Raw genomic sequence first — 17,873 nt, 5'->3', positions numbered from 1 at the left:
TGTTGAAAAATTGCATAAAATATAATGTATAAGTAGTCGATATAACATTTGCGATGACGCTAGATTTCATAAAAGATTGCTATAGGGAAACTTAATCCTGTGGCTGATAATTTTATGTCTAAGGAGGATAATATGGCAGACGCAGCAAAGAAAAAAGACTCTTTTAGCAAGGAGTCATTTAGAAAACTACCGGTAGCTGACAAGTTCAAAAAAGTATTTGGTAATTTCAGGACTAATCTTATTATGATTTTTGCTGCGATTGTCCTGATTGATATTCTGGCTCTTTTCAATCTGTACAATATTTATAACGTTTATTATGAGCAGAATACTCAGCAGGGTGAGGTCAGAATCACAATTCAGGCTCTTGCCAAGTACTATTTGTGGGCTCTGGCTGCTACTGATGCAGATGACAGAAACGAGCAGTTCGCAGGAGTAGAGGAAAAACTCCAGGAACTTAATGATGGTCTCGGAACCCTCAGTAAGGTTTATAAGGGTGACCTGACAACTGTATATCAGCATATCGAGGATATAGATGATGCAGATGAGGAGTTAAAAGAGCTGGCAATGGCCGGGGCTACCAATGCCGAACTCTATCCTGTTTATGTAAATAAGATAAACGAAGCCATCAAGGTAGTAGTTAAGGACTTCAAGGAGATTGGTATTGAAGCCAAGGCTCAGGCGAAGAAAGCTTATACATTTGCTATTATTACTGTACTCTTAATGACAGTTATCTCCATGTTGATCGTTATCAACGCTATTCTTTATATGGTCAAGGCAAGAGAAGCGCTTGTAAACAGTATCCTTGGACCTATTCAGGAAATTTCCAAGGCTGCTGGTGATATGGCAAAGGGTAAGATTGAAGTTAAAGTTCATACTGATTCAGAGGATGAGCTTGGAAAACTTGCTGATGATATTACTTATTCTACAGATGTTATAGAAAACATCGTAAAAGATATTGATGAGACCCTTAAGCGTATGTCCGGCGGTGATTTCTCCACAGGAACCAAGAACGACAAGCTGTATATTGGAGATTATGCGGCAATAAAGAGTGCTCTTTCAGATATTTCAGATAATCTTTCAAGCACATTGGCTGAGGTAAGAAATTCTTCACAGCAGGTATCACAGGGTGCCATCAATATGTCTCAGGGAGCTAATGACCTGGCTGAAGGCTCCACAGATCAGGCAGCAGCAGTTCAGGAACTTACAGCTTCCGTAAACTCAGTTACAGAGCAGACCAAGCAGCTTGCTGAGGTTGCTGAAAAGAGTAAACAGATGGCCGTATCTGTACGCGACAACGCAGAGACCAGTGCAAGAAAGATGCATCTTGTTACTGATGCTATGACAAGAATCACAGAAGCTTCCGCAGAGATTGAGCAGGTTACAAACTCCATCGAAGCTATTGCCAAGCAGACATCCCTACTTGCTCTTAATGCTTCTATTGAGGCTGCAAGAGCAGGCGAAACAGGAAAAGGCTTTGCGGTTGTTGCTGATCAGATTGGTAAGCTTGCAGATCAGAGTAGCGAGGCAGCCAAAAATACTCATCAGCTCATTGCAGACACTATGGATGAGATCAATAATGGTAACTCTGTTGTGGCAGAGACTACAGAAGCTCTCGATGAAATGCAGCATAGCGTAGAAGAAATCACAGAGATGATCATTCAGACAGGTGATCTTGCAGCACAGCAGTCAGAGAGCATGGATGAGATTGATAAGGGTATCGAGATGATATCCAATGTTGTTCAGAACAACTCCGCAACAGCTGAAGAATCAAGCGCTGTATCTCAGGAACTATCAGAACAGTCAGAGTCCCTGAATAACCTGATTGGACAGTTCACAATCAGCGAATAATTTCGCTAATAACGTATAAAAAGTCCTTTGCGTAGGCATTAGCCCTGCGTGAGGGGCTTTTTTCATTGTAAAAGTGCATATTATTCGATAAAATTATAGATAACATATGTGTTTCTGCTTAAATGGTATGAGGGGACTATTTAATGAAGAAAAAAATAATGAAGATAATGCTGGCCATTTCTTCAATTCTTTTGATTCTATTTGGAGTGGTAACTCTAAGGCTGCTACTTGGCATCAGAGATATCACCATAAACAATTCTGAAAAGACAGGCAGTCAGGTGGAAGAGTACTCTGATAAGGCAATGCGGGATCAGATAACTGAACGCCTTCAGACTACAACTCTTGGATGTGCCTATGTGCTGGATGAAATGTTTGGAGATTTCCAAGGCACTATATCTATGGTAGCTCAGTCAGCTACAGATATTTACACAAACCCGGATAAATATGGAAAAGCCACTGTGGTTATACCGGATAAATCGGATATTGGAACAATGATGGGACAGTTTGTTTATGCTGAGGGCGTTGATCCTGAGGATGAGGATATACAGGCTGAACTATCAATGATAGGGAATCTCCAATGGGTGCTGGTTTCCATGTACAGTCAGTATTCTGAACTTGGAGCTTCTTATATAGGAACGGAGACCGGCATAGTTCTTTTAGCAGGAAATGTCATACCGGAGAGGTGGGATAAAGACGGAAACTACGTTTATCTGGATCCTCGGACAAGACCCTGGTATATAGACACCAAGGCTTCCAGAGAGCCAACTTTTACCGATATTCAACAGGACTACGACACAGGCAAACTGGCTATTATGTGTGGAGCCCCGGTTTATAAGGGAAAAGAGCTGGTGGCCATAGCGGGAGCCGGCATATATCTTGAAGGCGTTGAGGATATGATGATGAATGCCAGGATCAGTGATGAAGGTAGTTCCTGTATCATAGACAGATACGGCAAGATCATTTTTTCCTCCATGGATGAAGGACAGCTTAAGAACCAGACGGATCTTAATGATTCCGCTGATAAAGACCTGGTATCTCTAGCCCAAAAGGCAACAGAGGGAGAAAGCGGGTTAGAGCTTATAACTATAGACGGGGAAAGCTGCTATCTTGCATATTCTCCGATAGAAAAAGTTGGCTGGTCTCTTATCTCTATTATTCCCGAAAAAACTGTACTGGAACCCTCCGATAGCCTTATGTCAGCTTTACAGGATAGCAGAAACTCTGAAAGTGCGCAGATACAGAAATTGATGGCATACGCAATGATAATGCTACTGGCAACAATCATTGTCCTGGCAATCATTGCGGTTATTACTTCAAATATACTAAGCAAACAGATTGTTAAGCCAATAGCTCTTTTAACGGAGAAGGTTCATAAGCTTGAAGGAGATCAACTGGACTTTCAGTGGAATGAGAGCACCGGAGATGAAGTTCAGGAGCTGGCAACCAGTTTTGGCATGATGACTGACAGAATGAAGCAGTACATAAGTGATATTCAGACTGCTACAGCGGAAAAAGAGAGAATCGGAGCCGAACTTAATCTTGCAACGCAGATTCAGGCAAGTATGCTTCCACACAATTTTCCTCCTTTCCCGGATAGGAATGAGTTTGATTTATATGCAATTATGGATCCTGCCAGAGAAGTAGGCGGCGATTTCTATGATTTCTTCCTTATAGATGAAGATCATCTGGGACTGGTTATGGCAGATGTTTCCGGTAAGGGAATTCCGGCAGCTCTTTTCATGATGGCATCCAAGATCATTCTTCAGAGCTGCGCGATGCTGGGTAAATCCGCTGCTGAAACTTTAAATAAGACCAATGAGGCTCTTACTTACGATAATCAGACGGAAATGTTTGTGACGGTATGGTTTGGAATTTTGGAGATTTCTACTGGTAAGTTATCCTGTGCCAACGCAGGACATGAGTACCCTGCGATTATGCGTGCCGGTGGAGAGTTTGAACTATACAAGGACAAACACGGCTTTGTAATTGGCGGAATGGAAGGCATTAAGTACAAGGAGTATGAGATTACTCTTGGCCACGGCGACAAACTGTTTCTGTACACGGATGGAGTTCCGGAAGCTACCAATGCCCAGGTTAAGATGTATGGAACTGAACGCATGATAGCGGCTCTTAACAAGGTCAGCAGTGCTTCTCCGGAGCAGATACTTAGCAGCGTTCGGGAAGATGTAAATGCCTTTGTGGGAGATGCTGAGCAGTTTGATGACCTTACAATGCTGTGCTTTGAGTATAAGTAAGGCTCTAATTTAGATAAAAAATTAGAATAATTTAAGAAATTGACTGACAAATATAACGTATAATTGTTGTGTAATATTTTTGCCATAGGAGAATCAGCTTCGTATAAATACATATAAAGAATTTCAAGACAGGAGGTACGAAGATCATGATGGATGAAAGAGATCTCGAGATGGTAGTTGGTGGGACCAAAGCTCATTCGGATGAAAAAGCCATCTTTACTACTAAAAAGGAAGAGTTTGAGGCAGCCTGGGATGGCCTTGGAATGGAGAAAAAAGGCTATACAGGAAATATGAGAGCTGAAATATTCGATGACTGGGAAGCTGCTGAATACAAGCCTTCTGCAGTTAAGTTCCTTGCAAAGTACAAGTAATAGAGACCTTTTTATTAGAGGTGTTGCCTATGGAAGAGATGAATATTATGAATGATAAAGATCTTGAAAATGTAACCGGTGGCGTTGGAGCTACAAGACGGGGAAAAGAAAACGCAAATGACGCTGAACGTACAACAACAGCACACTGCCCGTTTTGCAATAAGAATACAACATTTATAGTGTATTCCGGATCACGAGGAAAGTGCAAAGAGTGCGGTAACGTATCGCAAATATGACATAAATCTTGGGGGCATAATTGAAAAGGGATAAGTTAAGTAGTAGAGATGAAAGCTAAAGTCTGACACTTGCAGGCGAAAATATCTGCAAGTGTCATCTTCGCATGCTGATAAGGGAAAAACAATGGAAAAACTGTTTTTGGAAGCGACAAAAGAAAACTTGCTGCAGGTAAATGCGTTTATCGAGGAAAACCTTGAGAAAATTGGTTGCCCTATGAAAGCCATGATGCAGATAAACGTTGCGGTGGAGGAGATTTATATTAATATTGCAAGCTATGCTTATGGTGACAAGACAGGAAACGCAGAGATTATCTTTGATAAGGTGGAAGAGGGCACGGTTTCCATAACCTTCATAGATAGTGGCGTTCCCTATGATCCGCTTGCCAAGGACGATCCAGATATTACCTTATCTGCGGAGGAACGCGGAATTGGCGGACTTGGAATTTTTATGGTCAAAAAGAGCATGGATGATGTGCAGTACAAATACGAGGATGGAAAAAATATCCTGACATTGATCAAAAAGATCTGATCATTATCGAGGTTTACGAAATGAGAGTGTCCTTTGACCTGGACGAGGTTCTGTTTGTCAGCCCTGACTATATGGAGACGGAACCGGAGCTGAGATTTCCTCTAAACAGAATGTTTCCGGAAAGACTCAGAAAAGGAACTGTATATTTGATAAATGAGCTTCAAAGGCGAGGCTTTGAAGTATGGGTATACACTTCCTCTTTTCGCACGGATGTGTACATCAGGTCATTGTTTAGAAGATATGGAATTCATTTTGATGACATAGTAAATGGCTACAGACATAAGGCCGAGGTGCAGAAGGATAGGGCTATCACACTTCCGCAGAAGATGCCAAGCCATTATCACATATCGCTACATATAGATGATGAGGATGCCATCATAGCAAATGGCAAGACTTATGGATTTAAGGTTTTGAGAATCTGCGAGCCTGACGAACACTGGACTGACAAGATTTTGGAAGAAGCAGAGCGAATCAGGAAACTGGAAGAATCAAAGTGACAGTTATTAAGGAGCTCTTTTGATGGAAAATACAAATGAACTGACACCTGAATATTTGGAGCAAAGGCTTTTATATGTGGAGTCTATATTTGAAAAATACGGTGCCAAACCACTTGACATAAATGCCAAGAATCGTGCAAAGTTCGACCAGAGAAGAGCATTTTTATATGAGGGAAATTACTATCGTACAGGACTCATGGAGTTTGATGAGGGCACCATCCCATATATAGTTATCAGTTGTATTGATGACGAGAAGTTCGCAGATGTGGGTGCGATGGAGGATATCGATGCCTTTTCCGCTGTTCTAAGTGATGAAGAGATAGAAAAACAGGTACGATACGCCTTTGGAATTGAGCCATATCCGGAAGAATACGGAATGGAGAATGAATAAATTGCGAATTATATAGTATTTTAGGGGCTTACGGTTTTAAGTCATCTAAAATATGTTATATAATATAATTATTAACAGTGCTACAGGAGGGAAAACACATGTTAAACATTACAAAAACATTAGCAGAAAAAGATCTTAATATCAGCCTTGAAGGAAGACTTGATACAATGACAGCTCCGGATCTTGAGACTCAGCTCACAGCTAGCCTTGGCGGCGTTGAAAATCTTGTATTTGATCTTGCTAAGCTCGAGTACATTTCATCTGCAGGACTTCGTGTTCTTTTGTCTGCACAGAAGACAATGAACAAGCAGGGCACCATGGTTGTAAGAAACGCAACAGAAGAAGTTAAGGAAATCTTTGAGGTTACCGGTTTTTCTGACATTCTTACTATCGAGTAATGTGTCGGTACAATTAAATAAAATATGCGGGGAGATTTATTATGGAATCTGAAAAGATGCTGATTACTAACAAGAATTTCAAGCTTTATGATGCGCTTGGAAAGATTGATAATTACCTGGATGATTTTGAGCTGGGACCTAAGGATACTCTTCACATGAGACTTCTTATGGAAGAGACTCTTGGAATGCTCGGAGCAATGACAGGAGATTATCATGCTCTTTTGTGGATGGAAAAAGAGGGCAATTCATGCGAGATCAAGCTTGTGGCCAAGACAGAGATGGATGTGGACAAGAAGAAAGAACTTCTTTCTGTTTCAAAATCCGGAGAAAATGCTCTGGCAAAGGGCTTCATGGGCAAGATCGGTGAGATTATTGAAAACGGAATTTTGAACTATGAGAACATTATGAAGCTGCAGCAGGTTTATGGCGGTGGCTATGTTGACTATGCTGCGCTTGGTGGAAATCCATCAGATTCAATGTTTGTTTGGAGTCTTGATCAGTACAGAGATGCTCTGGACGAGGCAAGAGTAGATGATATTGCAGCCGGACATGCATGGGATGAACTTGAGAAGTCCATTGTGGCAAGTGTTGCAAAGGATGTTGTTGTCGGGGTCAAGATGGATCAGGTAGAACTTACCATCAAGGCAGATCTGGCCGGAAGATAAAAGTCTATGAACAACAAATTATTTAGAGAAAAGAGCGTGCAGAAGTTATCTTCACCGGAGAATCTCAGTGAATATCTTCGAGTGACTACACCGTCCATGTGGGTTATCCTTATGGGAACCATGGTATGCATTCTGGGGCTCTATATCTGGAGCTATTTCATGACCATTGACAGCTATGCCTATGGTGATGGAATGGTTAAGAATGGCGTTTTGACCGTTACTTACCGGGATGATAAGACTGCCTCCTATGTCAGAGATGATATGGATGTGATTGTTGGTGGTGTGAGTCTGCCGATAGACAGTGTGGGCAAGAATGATAAAGGGGAGACCATTACCATTTCTCATACTGATTTTCCGGACGGAGAATATGAAGCTAAGGCAAGCTTTAGGCAGACCAAAATAATAAGTATGCTCTTTAACTAAAGAAACTGAGGTGGCGTACATGAACGCCAAAGCTACATTAAAGAAGCCTTCCGTGGGGAAAATGGTTAAGGTCCCTGTTGTGATGCAGATGGAAGCTCTGGAGTGCGGAGCTGCATGTCTGGACATGATCCTTGCCTATTACGGAAAGTGGATACCCCTTGAAAAGGTTAGATATGACTGCGGGGTATCCAGAGATGGCTCCAATGCCAAAAACATATTACAAGCCGCCAGAGCCTACGGGCTTACGGCCAGTGGATACCGCTTTGAACCGGAAAACCTGGTTAAAAGCGGCTCTTTTCCGTGCATAATACATTGGGAGTTTAACCATTTTGTTGTATTAAACGGATTCAAGAATGGATATGCCTACATCAACGATCCTGCAAGAGGCACCGTTAAGATGTCTATGAAGGAGTTTGATGAAGGTTTTACAGGAATTGTCCTGTGCTTCGAACCGGGTGAGAACTTTGAACCAAGCGGCAAGAAGCTTCGGACAATCGATTATGTGCGCTTAAGACTTAAAGGCGCATCTTTAGCAATTGTCTTTGTATTATTCTCAACTTTTGTAGCATATCTTTTTAATACGCTAAATCCGGCATTTAGCAGGTTCTTTATGGACAGGTTACTGACTGGCGAAAATAGGGAACTTCTAATGCCGTTCATTGTGCTGCTGGCATTTGTCACAGCGCTGAATATCATAAGTAGTGCCATATCTGAAATCTATTCTCTTAAAATCGACGGTAAGCTTTCAATTCTGACTAACAGTACCTATATATGGAAGGTACTTCATCTTCCCATGAACTTTTTTAGCCAGAGGTTATCGGGAGATATTCTGCAGAGAAAAAACTCTCAGATTTCTAAGACCCTGGTAGATACGGTAGCTCCGCTTCTTCTTAATGTGGTCATGATGGTCTTTTACCTTGTGTTCATGATAAGGTACAGCCCGGTCCTGACTTTGATTGGTATTGCCACAATACTTATCAACAGCTTCCTTGGAAAAATTATTTCGCAAAAGAGACTTAATATCACAAGGCTGAGTCTTCGTGATGCTGCAAAGCTTGAATCCACAACACTCTCCGGAGTTATGATGATTGAAACCATCAAAAGTAGCGGAGCAGAAGCGGGATTTTTTAAGAAGTGGGCAGGCTATCAGGCAGCAGTTAATAAAGAAAAGATAGAGTATTCTCATATAAATATCTGGCTTGGAAGTATTCCGAATTTTATTAACACCATAGCAGGATACCTGGTGCTCATCATAGGCGTTGGCCTTGTTATGAAGGGACAGTTTACACTTGGTATGGTCCTTAGCTTCCAGATGTACCTGAATTATTTCACAGCACCGGCCATGGGAATTATCGGTGCCGGCCAGGCCATCGAGGAAATGCGTTCCAAGATGGAAAGGTATGAGGACGTAATGCAGTATCCTGACGATGAAATCTTTGATGTGGCCAGAATAGGTGAGAATGAAGAATATGAAAAGCTAAGGGGAGATATCCATATTAAGGACGTGACCTTTGGCTATAGCAGACTGGCTAAGCCAGTAATTGAGAACTTCAATCTGGATATAAAAGAGGGCAGCAAGGTTGCCATAGTAGGTGCATCAGGCTGCGGTAAGAGTACCTTTGCCAAGCTCCTTTCAGGTCTTTATAAGCCCTGGAGCGGCGAGATTTTGTTCGGGGATAAGACATTGAAGGAAATAGACAGAAATGTTTTCACCGGATCAGTTGCGGTAGTAGACCAGGATATCACTCTTTTCGAGGATACCATTGACCAGAACATCAAGCTTTGGGACAACAGCATTGAGGATTTTGAGGTTATTTTGGCAGCAAGAGATGCCGGAATACACGATGAGATTATTGAAAGAAGCGAAGGCTATAAAGCCCATGTTGCAGAAAACGGAGGAAATTTCTCCGGTGGACAGAAACAGCGTCTTGAAATAGCAAGAGTACTGGCCCAGGATCCATCTATCATCATATTGGATGAGGCAACCAGTGCTTTGGATGCAGTAACGGAGATGAAAGTTATTGAAGCAATCAAGAAAAGAGGTATCACCTGCATTGTTATTGCTCACAGGCTTTCAACAATAAGGGACTGTGACAATATTATAGTTCTTGATAATGGCGTTATTGTAGAGCAGGGGACGCATGAAGAGTTGATGGAAAAGGGTAGTTACTATAAAGAACTTGTTACTAATGAGTAAAAGAGGTTTGTAAGTGGGCTGGTTTGATGAACAGATTAGGCAGAGAATAAAGACTGATCAGGATGTTTTCGAAGATGCTATCTTTGGCATGGCTTCTTCTGTTATTGGTGTGAAAGCTGCCAAGGAAATAAATGACAGTCGTATAGTTACCAAAGCTGCCATCGAAGAGATAATTAAATACTTCGGCTTTAAACCAAATGCAGATTCTTTTAACGAACTTTCTGAGAATCTGGATATCGCAGCCATTTTGCGTCCTTACGGCATTATGTACCGGGAAGCAACCCTTGATCATGAATGGATAAAAGAGGCCTATGGACCCATGATTGCAAGGTTAAAGTCCGATGGCTCAGTAGTAGCTCTTTTGCCAAGCTGTTATAAGGGCTATTACTACTATGATTATAAGCTGGGAAAAAAGGTAAAGATAAACAGGCAGAATATTAAGGATATAACATCTGAGGTGGTCTGCTTTTATAAGCCCCTCCCTAATAAGAAACTGGGGATTCATGATCTTATAGTATATATGCATAGCTGTATTGATTTATCAGACGTGATAGGCTATGCGCTTCTTATGCTTTTTGTTACCTTTATAGGCCTTATCACTACGGCTTTGGTGGAATTCGTTTCGGGATTTGTGGTTGAGACAAAGAGCTTTACGATGCTGATTGGAACTGCTGTATTTATGGTGGCTCTTGAGTTTTCTCTTTTGCTGATAACGGCCTGCGCTGATTTGTACATGGAACGAATAGAGATAAAAACAGGAATAAGCGTAGAGTCGGCGGTAATGAACAGGGTTCTTAATCTTCCGGCCGTATTCTTTAGGCAGTATTCCTCCGGAGAATTGTCTTCAAGGATAAACTCTGTCACGGAGCTATGCGACCTTATAATAAGTAACCTTGTTACATCTCCGATAACACTGGTATTTTCACTTATATACCTTCTGGAAATCAGGACGTTTGCTCCGGGGCTAGTTGTGCCGGCGCTGGTGATAAGTTTGTTTTCACTTGTATTTTCTATTATTACTATTTTTATTCAGGCAGGTCTTACTCAGAAAATATTGCAGCATTCAGCCAAAGAAGATGGCGTGACCTATGCCTTCATTAATGGCATTCAGAAGATTAAGCTTGCAGGAGCTGAGAAAAGAGCTTTTGCAAAATGGGCAAATTCCTATAATAAGAGCGCAAATCTACTCTACAGTCCGCCTACTATAATAAAGCTTAACAAGACTATAAATATGGCCATAAGCCTTATCGGAACTATGGTAGTTTATATTGTCGCTGTAAATACCGGTGTCACCGAATCAGAGTACATGGCATTTAGCACAGCCTTCGGACTTCTAAGCGGTGCCTTTGCTGCTATTTCATCTGTGGCTCTTCAGACTGCCAATATAAAGCCAATCCTCAAACTGGCAGAGCCGATTCTTAACGAGATTCCTGAGTCCAGCGAAGGAAAGGTTGTTGTTAATAAGGTAACCGGAAACATTGAACTTTCCAATATATGGTTTAAGTATGATGATAACGGCCCTGAGATATTGAAGGGAATATCCACTAGAATCAAGGCTGGCGAATATGTAGCAATTGTAGGTAAGACCGGCTGCGGAAAGAGTACGCTCCTTAGACTCCTTCTTGGTTTTGAAAAGCCAAACAAAGGTGCAATCTATTACGATGGAAGAGATACCTCCAAGATTGATATGACGAGCCTACGTAGGAAGATTGGAACCGTCACTCAGAACGGAGCTCTTTTCCAGGGTGACCTGTATTCAAATATAGTAATAACAAATCCGCTTCTGACTGTGGATGATGCCTGGGAGGCCGCTGAAATTGCAGGTATAGCCGACGATATCAGAGATATGCCTATGGGTATGAATACTTATGTATCGGAAGGTCAGGGCGGTATTTCCGGAGGACAGAAGCAGCGCATTATGATTGCAAGAGCTGTCGCTCCAAAGCCCAAGATTCTCATGCTGGACGAGGCTACAAGTGCTCTTGATAACATCACTCAAAAGAAGGTATCGGAGTCACTGGATAAGCTTAAATGTACCAGGATTGTTATAGCCCACAGACTTTCTACTATTAAGAACTGCGACAGGATTCTTGTTATTGATGACGGAAGGATAGTAGAAGAGGGCAAATATGAGGATTTGATCTCCAGAAATGGACATTTTGCAGAGCTTGTTAAGAGACAACAGCTATAATTTAAAAACTTTAACGCTAATTGTCAGACTATAATATGGTTTTCACAACTATATTTGTAAAAAAATACAATATTGAGTCATCTAATAGTTCGAAAAACTGTTAGATGACTCTTTTTTGTTACTGTAAAGTGTTAGCTTTTAGGCTTAATTATGGGAAAATTTAAGATTTTACTGTGGTGAAATTGTATAAATATAATTGGCTAAAAAACATAAACAATGCTGTGATAATGGGACTACAAATACGAAATAATATCAATATTTACAAAAAAGTGATGAATATATATACAGAAAAAAGAAAATAAGAATAAACAAATTATAAAAAAACTATAAATTATCACTTGAAAATATTAATTTTCATATTATCATTAGGATGTTGAAATTTTGAATTGGAGAAAAAAGTATGTCTGAAAATAGCGTTGTTAGCGTATTCGAAGAGGAAGAAGATATAGACCTTATTGAATTGTTCTTTGTACTTTGGAGAAAAATATGGGTGATACTTGCCTGTGGATTGGCAGGGGCAGCTGTTGCATTATTATGCACGATATTTTTAATTAAGCCTTTATATCAATCTTCTTCTATGATTTATATTTTTTCTAAAACTACTACCCTTACATCTGCAATAGATCTTCAGCTAGGCAAACAGCTGACTGTGGATTTTGAAATTTTGGGAAAAAGTAGACCTGTTTTAGAAAAAGTTATTTCTGATCTTAAGTTGGATACTGATTATGAATCACTTCTTAAAACCATTACAGTGGAGAATCCAACAGATTCAAGAATCCTTAAGATTACTGTTAAAAATCAGGATCCACAACTCGCATGTGATATAGCAAATAGTATGGCAGAGAATCTTGCTGCACGAGTTGCAGAGGTAACTAACACTGATAAGCCTTCTTCTGTAGAAGAAGCAGTTACATCGCCTAATCCTGTAAGCCCAAGCAAAGTAAAGAATACCGTTTTAGGTGGAGCTTGTGGTTGTATTTTTGCTATTGCTGTAATTCTTGTATTTTATTTTAGTGATATGTCAGTGAACAATGAGGATGATGTTAGAAAATACCTTGGACTTGGAACACTTGCTGCAGTTCCATACGAAAAGAGTATTTCAGAAGGTCATGAATCAAAATCCTCTAAAAAGAAAAAAGAAAAGAAGAGAAAAACATGAGCAGCAGAAAAAAATATATATTTTTCTTAACTACACTTGTTTTAGTTGTTGGTGTTGGAATTGGTAGTTATGCAGTTACTGATTCCAGAAACAGTAAAAAAGAGATGGAAGAACTTGCCAGCATTGCTTATAGCACTGAAAAAAATGCTAAGGAGTATATTGCTGAGAATGATTCAACGGTTACGACAAAGGTTTCATCGGGAACTGTTACCAAAGATAATGCCAGTGCTTACAAAACTTCTCTTGATGTAGAAGGTTTGCAGAAGGCTAATCCTGATATTGCTGCCTGGATTACAGTTCCGGGAACTTTAATTGATTATCCCATAGCACAGCACCCAACAGATGACCTTTATTATCTGAGCCATGGCCCGGAGGGACTGAAATCTTCTCATGGGTGTCCATATATAGAAATATGTGATTCGAATTCTTTTCAAGATAACATCACTGTTGTATATGGCCACAATATGAATGATGGTTCCATGTTTGCAGGGCTTCATAAATTTGAGGATAGCAAGTTTTTAAAAGACCATAGGGAAATAACAGTAACTACTGTTGATCATGTAATGACTTATAAGATTTTTGCTGCGGTCATGTACAGTGATGCATATATACCATATTATTTCGATGACACCAAGAAGGCAGACAGAACAGCTTTTGTTAAGTCACTAGAAACGGATATTGTAAAAAAGCGAAGCATTATCTTAAACGATGAAAAGGTTACGGATGCTAACAAGATTATTGTATTAAGTACTTGTGACAAGAAGCTTCGCAGTAATAGATTCCTTGTCGTAGCGGTTTTAAAACAAATCGATGGGGTGGATGTTTGAAATAAATATGGGAAGTAATAAACATGCGGTTAAATATGTTGTTTTGCTAGTAGCGTCTCTGCTTATTGCATTGATGGCAGGTGAGACAATAGCTAACAATAAAAAAGCTAATGGTGTAAAAAGAGCTGCAGAAAGCTCTGGCGTAGAAGCCTCTGTGGCAGGTGTAAGTCGAGAATTTGCTAAAGATAGCTTTGATGGAAGTGTTTTTTATGAAGGCTTCAGATATGAAGTGAATACACATGTAGACACAATACTTTTTCTTGGAATAGATAGTAGCAAACAGGAGAGAGACGGCGTTGGAATTACAGAGGGTGGTAGAAGTGATACCATAATCCTTTTTTTATTAGATAATGACAACAATACGGTTACACCTCTTGAAATCAATAGAGACACCATGGTTGATGTAGACATTTACGACAATGATGGAAAGTTTCTTGCAAGAGGAAGCGAGCAGTTAACTATGCAGTATTCTTATGGCGATACTCCAGCGAAAGCCTGCAACCTTACCAAGGAAAAAGTGTCCGATCTGTTGGGACGAACTCGAATAGATGGTGTTATTTCGCTGACTATGGACGGAATTGAACCGATAGTAGATTCTATTGGAGGCGTGACACTTCAGCTGCAGACGGATGAAACTGATCTTGATCCTTCCTATACAGAAGGAGCGGTTATTCATTTAGATGGAGTTGCAGCTAAGGCGTTTGTACATAACCGTGATATTGAGGTTAGAGGAAGTAACATTTCCAGAATGACGAGACAGACGCAATTCATGCTTGCATTGTTCCAGACAATAAAGGGACAGGGAGATTCCATAGTAGAAATTATGGAAAATGCCGCAGGAGATTATCTGTATGAAGATGTTGATGCAGATAGCGTCAGCCGACTTACAAATTATGAGTATTCAGGAGAAGTAATTACTTTACCTGGAGAAAATGTGACAGATGGGATTCACGACGAATTCTATGTTGATGATAAAAAACTCACAGAAACGGTGCTAAAGCTATTCTATTTGAAAGAATAAGGAATTGTTTAGTGGGTTCGGATTTATCCTATATAACAATATGTATCTTACAACAAGGAGAGGGATATGAAAAAGAAAGTATTAGCAAGTGCTGCGGCAGCAGTAGTAATTATGGCAAATGCATTATTTACTGTAGAAGCATTTGCGCAAAGTGTTACAACAACAATTGAAATTGCAGGTGTTGGACGATCTGCAGAAGAAGCTGAGACAGCTGGGGCACAGGTCCTTGGTGCAACTAGAAATGCTGTGTCTGGAGAGGGAATTACTACCAGTAAGATTAAGGATAAGGCGATAGTTAATACTCTTAGCAAGACTGAGACTGTAGTACAGATTATCAACAACGTTTTGGCGTCTGCTACAAATAATGAGACTAGTTCAAAGGTTTCATCAGGAAATACAACTAAGACTGCTACAGCCCTTAAAGCGGAAGAGGTTTCTGTTATTCAGAGTATGGACTTAAATGTGGCTACCGGAACAGATGTATCTGAAGAAAAGCCATTGTATGTAGCATTTAGTTTCGCAGGATTGAATTCTAAATCTGAAGTATATGTACTTCATTTTCATAATGGATTATGGGAAGTTGTAGAATCAACAGTTACAGATGGAAAGATAGTTGCCAAGTTTACAAGCTTTTCACCAGTAGCCATTGTTGCAAAGACAAATACTTTAAATGGAGCTGTTCTTGGAACTGAGAGAAAGACATCTCCAAGAACTGGTGATAGTATTTGGCTTTTAGTTATTGCTGGAGCAGCACTAGTTGCAATTGCTGCAGCTGCTCTTCAAAAAAAGTTTTTCCATGATTGACTGGAAAAGCACAGCCATTCAAACGGCTGATATCCATTGTCATATCATTCCTTTTGTTGATGATGGGGCTGAAGACTATGAGGATGCAGAGAACCTGATTAGAGAAGAGTATTCCCAAGGCGTAAGGGTTATCGTTTTAACTGCTCATTATAGAAACGGGGCCTTTGATACACCCATAAATAAGGTGGCAAAGAAATATAAGGATTTGAAAAAGTGGATTTCAACAACTGATATGAGTGATATGGTTCTTTTACTTAGCCGCGAATATCATTGTGATGAGAGACTAGAAGCGCTGCTTGATGGCTATTCTAGTGGACAAGAAGAAATAGTATTTGAAAATAAAAGATATGTTCCAAAAGAAGAAATAGTTCCTTTTGGTAAACATAAGTGCATTTTATTGGAATTTTCATCTAATAAAATGCAGGATAGTGAGTTTGAAATATTTATCAAAAAAGCTTCGCAGGCAGGACTTATACCTATAGTAGCGCATGTTGAGCGCTATCCTGCCGTGCAGGACAGGCCTACAATTGTTTACAGGATGAAAAAACATGGAGCTTTGGTTCAGGTAAATTGCGAGTCACTTTTATCAAAAGCAAAAACCAAGGAATGCGAGATCGCTCAAGGACTTGTTAGACATAAGATGGTGGATTTGATTTCTTCAGATTGTCATGATTTGGAGAATCGTCCTCCTAAAATGAAAAAATGCTACTTGTTTCTGAAAAAGAAATATGGAGTAAGTACTGCAGATGAGCTTATGCGTAATAAAGCAATTTCGCTTATCTATGGTGAAGAAGTAGGCAATTGTAAGGAGTTAGTTTTAAATGTTAGAAATAAAGCTTGAAAAAATGGAACTTCCTTTTGCTATGGCGGAGGAAATTAAGAACTTAAGATCTAGTATCAGGTTTAGCGGTGAAAACATAAAGTCACTGTTATTTACAAGCAGTACACCCAATGAAGGAAAGAGCACTATCGCGCTTGAAACAGTAAGAGCCTTTGCTGATCTTGGAAAAAAAGCACTTTATATCGATTGCGACCTTCGTAAGTCGATTCTTAAAGTTAAGATTACAAAGGGCTCTATAAGAAGTGGTCTTACACATTATTTGACAGGACAATGTGGACTTGAAGATATCATTTACAGGAATGTAGCCAAGGATGATGATGTAGAGTTTGATATTATTCCTGCAGGCCCATTGAGCAGTAGCCCTACAGAGTTAATCGCATCCGGAAAATTTGAAGAAATGTTAAAAAAACTTCGAGATGAATATGATGTGATTATTATTGATTCTCCGCCACTTGCATCGGTTGGAGATGCGGCAATTATAGGTTCATTTGTGGATGGCTCTATTCTTGTGGTTGAAGCTGGAAGTGTTGATTATAGACTTATTCAGAAAACAAGGGATAAGCTTTTTGCTTCCGGATCAAGGATTCTTGGGGTAGTACTGAATAAGGTTGATAACTCCAAAAAGAAATATGGATATTATAAACACGGCTATGGCTATGGATATGGCTATTCTAATAGGTATGGATCTCAGGATTCATATAGAAACTGATTAGTAAAGATTTGCGTGGGAGGAGTGCAAGGATGGAAAAAAAGTTGAAAATTTGTTTTGTTGGTTCGTCAGGTGGTCATTTGGCACATCTTTATATGCTAAAGCAGTACTGGCAGGATAAGGATCGCTTCTGGGTTACTTTTGACAAAGAAGATGCTAGAAGTCTTTTAAAAGGTGAAAAGATGTATTCGGCATATTTCCCTTCAAACAGAAGCATCAAGGCATTGGTTATAAATACTATTAGAGCAATAAAGATATTACGTAAAGAACGACCAACATTAATTGTCACTTCCGGAGCAGCACCTGCAATCCCATTTTTCTGGATTGGTAAACTGTATGGAGCGAGGACTATCTACATAGAAGTCTTCGATAGAATTGATAAACCAACAATCTCTGGAAGATTGTGTTATCCGGTAACAGATAAATTCCTGGTTGAGTGGGAAGAAATGAAGCAGGTTTATCCCAAGGCTATAAATTTGGGAAGCATATTTTAATTAGTTGTGAGGCAAAC

At 40.0% G+C, this 17,873-nt stretch carries 19 protein-coding genes; all 19 read left to right on the top strand.

The window, feature by feature from the left end:
- Window positions 1–132: 132 nt before the first annotated feature.
- A complete protein-coding gene (locus tag G613_RS0105280; RefSeq protein WP_029231664.1) occupies window positions 133–1,848 on the top strand; it encodes a methyl-accepting chemotaxis protein in 1,716 nt (571 codons plus the stop codon).
- Between the two features lie 143 nt (window positions 1,849–1,991).
- Window positions 1,992–4,103: a SpoIIE family protein phosphatase gene (locus tag G613_RS18500; RefSeq protein WP_029231663.1), complete on the top strand. Its 2,112-nt coding sequence runs from the start codon at window positions 1,992–1,994 to the stop codon at window positions 4,101–4,103.
- 146 nt (window positions 4,104–4,249) lie between these two features.
- Complete coding sequence (locus tag G613_RS0105270; RefSeq protein ID WP_029231662.1) at window positions 4,250–4,474, top strand: hypothetical protein; 225 nt, start codon at window positions 4,250–4,252, stop codon at window positions 4,472–4,474.
- A gap of 47 nt (window positions 4,475–4,521) precedes the next feature.
- Complete coding sequence (locus G613_RS0105265) at window positions 4,522–4,710, top strand: hypothetical protein (RefSeq protein WP_196805037.1); 189 nt, start codon at window positions 4,522–4,524, stop codon at window positions 4,708–4,710.
- 124 nt (window positions 4,711–4,834) lie between these two features.
- On the top strand, window positions 4,835–5,239 hold the full coding sequence (locus G613_RS0105260; RefSeq protein ID WP_029231660.1) for an ATP-binding protein: 405 nt from the start codon (window positions 4,835–4,837) through the stop codon (window positions 5,237–5,239).
- Window positions 5,240–5,259: 20 nt separating this feature from the next.
- Window positions 5,260–5,736, top strand: a complete 477-nt coding sequence (locus tag G613_RS0105255) for a hypothetical protein (RefSeq protein WP_029231659.1) — start codon at window positions 5,260–5,262, stop codon at window positions 5,734–5,736.
- 22 nt (window positions 5,737–5,758) lie between these two features.
- On the top strand, window positions 5,759–6,127 hold the full coding sequence (locus tag G613_RS0105250; RefSeq protein ID WP_029231658.1) for a hypothetical protein: 369 nt from the start codon (window positions 5,759–5,761) through the stop codon (window positions 6,125–6,127).
- A 98-nt stretch (window positions 6,128–6,225) separates the two neighbouring features.
- Window positions 6,226–6,525 carry an STAS domain-containing protein gene (locus G613_RS0105245; protein ID WP_029231657.1) on the top strand — a complete coding sequence of 100 codons (300 nt, stop codon included), beginning with the start codon at window positions 6,226–6,228 and terminating at the stop codon, window positions 6,523–6,525.
- Between the two features lie 41 nt (window positions 6,526–6,566).
- A complete protein-coding gene (locus G613_RS0105240) occupies window positions 6,567–7,190 on the top strand; it encodes a hypothetical protein (RefSeq protein WP_029231656.1) in 624 nt (207 codons plus the stop codon).
- A gap of 6 nt (window positions 7,191–7,196) precedes the next feature.
- Window positions 7,197–7,613, top strand: coding sequence for a hypothetical protein (locus tag G613_RS0105235; RefSeq protein WP_029231655.1), 417 nt, complete (start codon window positions 7,197–7,199; stop codon window positions 7,611–7,613).
- 19 nt (window positions 7,614–7,632) lie between these two features.
- Window positions 7,633–9,810: an NHLP family bacteriocin export ABC transporter peptidase/permease/ATPase subunit gene (locus G613_RS0105230; RefSeq protein ID WP_196805036.1), complete on the top strand. Its 2,178-nt coding sequence runs from the start codon at window positions 7,633–7,635 to the stop codon at window positions 9,808–9,810.
- A 13-nt stretch (window positions 9,811–9,823) separates the two neighbouring features.
- Window positions 9,824–12,001, top strand: a complete 2,178-nt coding sequence (locus G613_RS0105225; RefSeq protein ID WP_029231653.1) for an ATP-binding cassette domain-containing protein — start codon at window positions 9,824–9,826, stop codon at window positions 11,999–12,001.
- 400 nt (window positions 12,002–12,401) lie between these two features.
- Window positions 12,402–13,160: a YveK family protein gene (locus G613_RS0105220; protein WP_029231652.1), complete on the top strand. Its 759-nt coding sequence runs from the start codon at window positions 12,402–12,404 to the stop codon at window positions 13,158–13,160.
- A complete protein-coding gene (locus tag G613_RS0105215; RefSeq protein ID WP_029231651.1) occupies window positions 13,157–13,987 on the top strand; it encodes a class B sortase in 831 nt (276 codons plus the stop codon). Before G613_RS0105220 ends, G613_RS0105215 begins: the two co-directional genes overlap by 4 nt.
- A 7-nt stretch (window positions 13,988–13,994) precedes the next feature.
- On the top strand, window positions 13,995–15,008 hold the full coding sequence (locus G613_RS0105210; protein ID WP_196805035.1) for an LCP family protein: 1,014 nt from the start codon (window positions 13,995–13,997) through the stop codon (window positions 15,006–15,008).
- Window positions 15,009–15,074: 66 nt separating this feature from the next.
- A complete protein-coding gene (locus G613_RS0105205) occupies window positions 15,075–15,812 on the top strand; it encodes a hypothetical protein (RefSeq protein ID WP_029231649.1) in 738 nt (245 codons plus the stop codon).
- Complete coding sequence (locus tag G613_RS0105200) at window positions 15,805–16,653, top strand: tyrosine-protein phosphatase (protein ID WP_029231648.1); 849 nt, start codon at window positions 15,805–15,807, stop codon at window positions 16,651–16,653. The genes G613_RS0105205 and G613_RS0105200 overlap by 8 nt, the downstream gene beginning before the upstream one ends.
- The gene (locus tag G613_RS0105195; RefSeq protein WP_029231647.1) at window positions 16,634–17,362 is read left to right on the top strand and encodes a CpsD/CapB family tyrosine-protein kinase; all 729 of its coding nucleotides are present in this window, start codon (window positions 16,634–16,636) and stop codon (window positions 17,360–17,362) included. Before G613_RS0105200 ends, G613_RS0105195 begins: the two co-directional genes overlap by 20 nt.
- A 32-nt stretch (window positions 17,363–17,394) precedes the next feature.
- Entirely contained in the window at window positions 17,395–17,856 is a 462-nt protein-coding gene (pssD, locus tag G613_RS0105190; RefSeq protein WP_330361444.1) for a PssD/Cps14F family polysaccharide biosynthesis glycosyltransferase, read from the top strand.
- Window positions 17,857–17,873: the final 17 nt, after the last annotated feature.

The organism is Butyrivibrio sp. VCB2006, assembly GCF_000420945.1.
Lineage (GTDB): Bacteria > Bacillota > Clostridia > Lachnospirales > Lachnospiraceae > Butyrivibrio.
Note: the sequence above shows the minus strand (reverse complement) of the source record. Positions and strands in the feature narration are given on the sequence as shown.

Excerpts from the sequence above, each read along its gene's own strand:
- G613_RS0105280 (WP_029231664.1), top strand. The coding sequence starts at position 133 with ATGGCAGACGCAGCAAAGAAAAAAGACTCTTTTAGCAAGGAGTCATTT.
- G613_RS18500 (WP_029231663.1), top strand. The coding sequence starts at position 1,992 with ATGAAGAAAAAAATAATGAAGATAATGCTGGCCATTTCTTCAATTCTT.
- G613_RS0105270 (WP_029231662.1), top strand. The coding sequence starts at position 4,250 with ATGATGGATGAAAGAGATCTCGAGATGGTAGTTGGTGGGACCAAAGCT.
- G613_RS0105265 (WP_196805037.1), top strand. The coding sequence starts at position 4,522 with ATGAATGATAAAGATCTTGAAAATGTAACCGGTGGCGTTGGAGCTACA.
- G613_RS0105260 (WP_029231660.1), top strand. The coding sequence starts at position 4,835 with ATGGAAAAACTGTTTTTGGAAGCGACAAAAGAAAACTTGCTGCAGGTA.
- G613_RS0105255 (WP_029231659.1), top strand. The coding sequence starts at position 5,260 with ATGAGAGTGTCCTTTGACCTGGACGAGGTTCTGTTTGTCAGCCCTGAC.
- G613_RS0105250 (WP_029231658.1), top strand. The coding sequence starts at position 5,759 with ATGGAAAATACAAATGAACTGACACCTGAATATTTGGAGCAAAGGCTT.
- G613_RS0105245 (WP_029231657.1), top strand. The coding sequence starts at position 6,226 with ATGTTAAACATTACAAAAACATTAGCAGAAAAAGATCTTAATATCAGC.
- G613_RS0105240 (WP_029231656.1), top strand. The coding sequence starts at position 6,567 with ATGGAATCTGAAAAGATGCTGATTACTAACAAGAATTTCAAGCTTTAT.
- G613_RS0105235 (WP_029231655.1), top strand. The coding sequence starts at position 7,197 with ATGAACAACAAATTATTTAGAGAAAAGAGCGTGCAGAAGTTATCTTCA.
- G613_RS0105230 (WP_196805036.1), top strand. The coding sequence starts at position 7,633 with ATGAACGCCAAAGCTACATTAAAGAAGCCTTCCGTGGGGAAAATGGTT.
- G613_RS0105220 (WP_029231652.1), top strand. The coding sequence starts at position 12,402 with ATGTCTGAAAATAGCGTTGTTAGCGTATTCGAAGAGGAAGAAGATATA.
- G613_RS0105215 (WP_029231651.1), top strand. The coding sequence starts at position 13,157 with ATGAGCAGCAGAAAAAAATATATATTTTTCTTAACTACACTTGTTTTA.
- G613_RS0105210 (WP_196805035.1), top strand. The coding sequence starts at position 13,995 with ATGGGAAGTAATAAACATGCGGTTAAATATGTTGTTTTGCTAGTAGCG.
- G613_RS0105205 (WP_029231649.1), top strand. The coding sequence starts at position 15,075 with ATGAAAAAGAAAGTATTAGCAAGTGCTGCGGCAGCAGTAGTAATTATG.
- G613_RS0105200 (WP_029231648.1), top strand. The coding sequence starts at position 15,805 with ATGATTGACTGGAAAAGCACAGCCATTCAAACGGCTGATATCCATTGT.
- G613_RS0105195 (WP_029231647.1), top strand. The coding sequence starts at position 16,634 with ATGTTAGAAATAAAGCTTGAAAAAATGGAACTTCCTTTTGCTATGGCG.
- pssD (WP_330361444.1), top strand. The coding sequence starts at position 17,395 with ATGGAAAAAAAGTTGAAAATTTGTTTTGTTGGTTCGTCAGGTGGTCAT.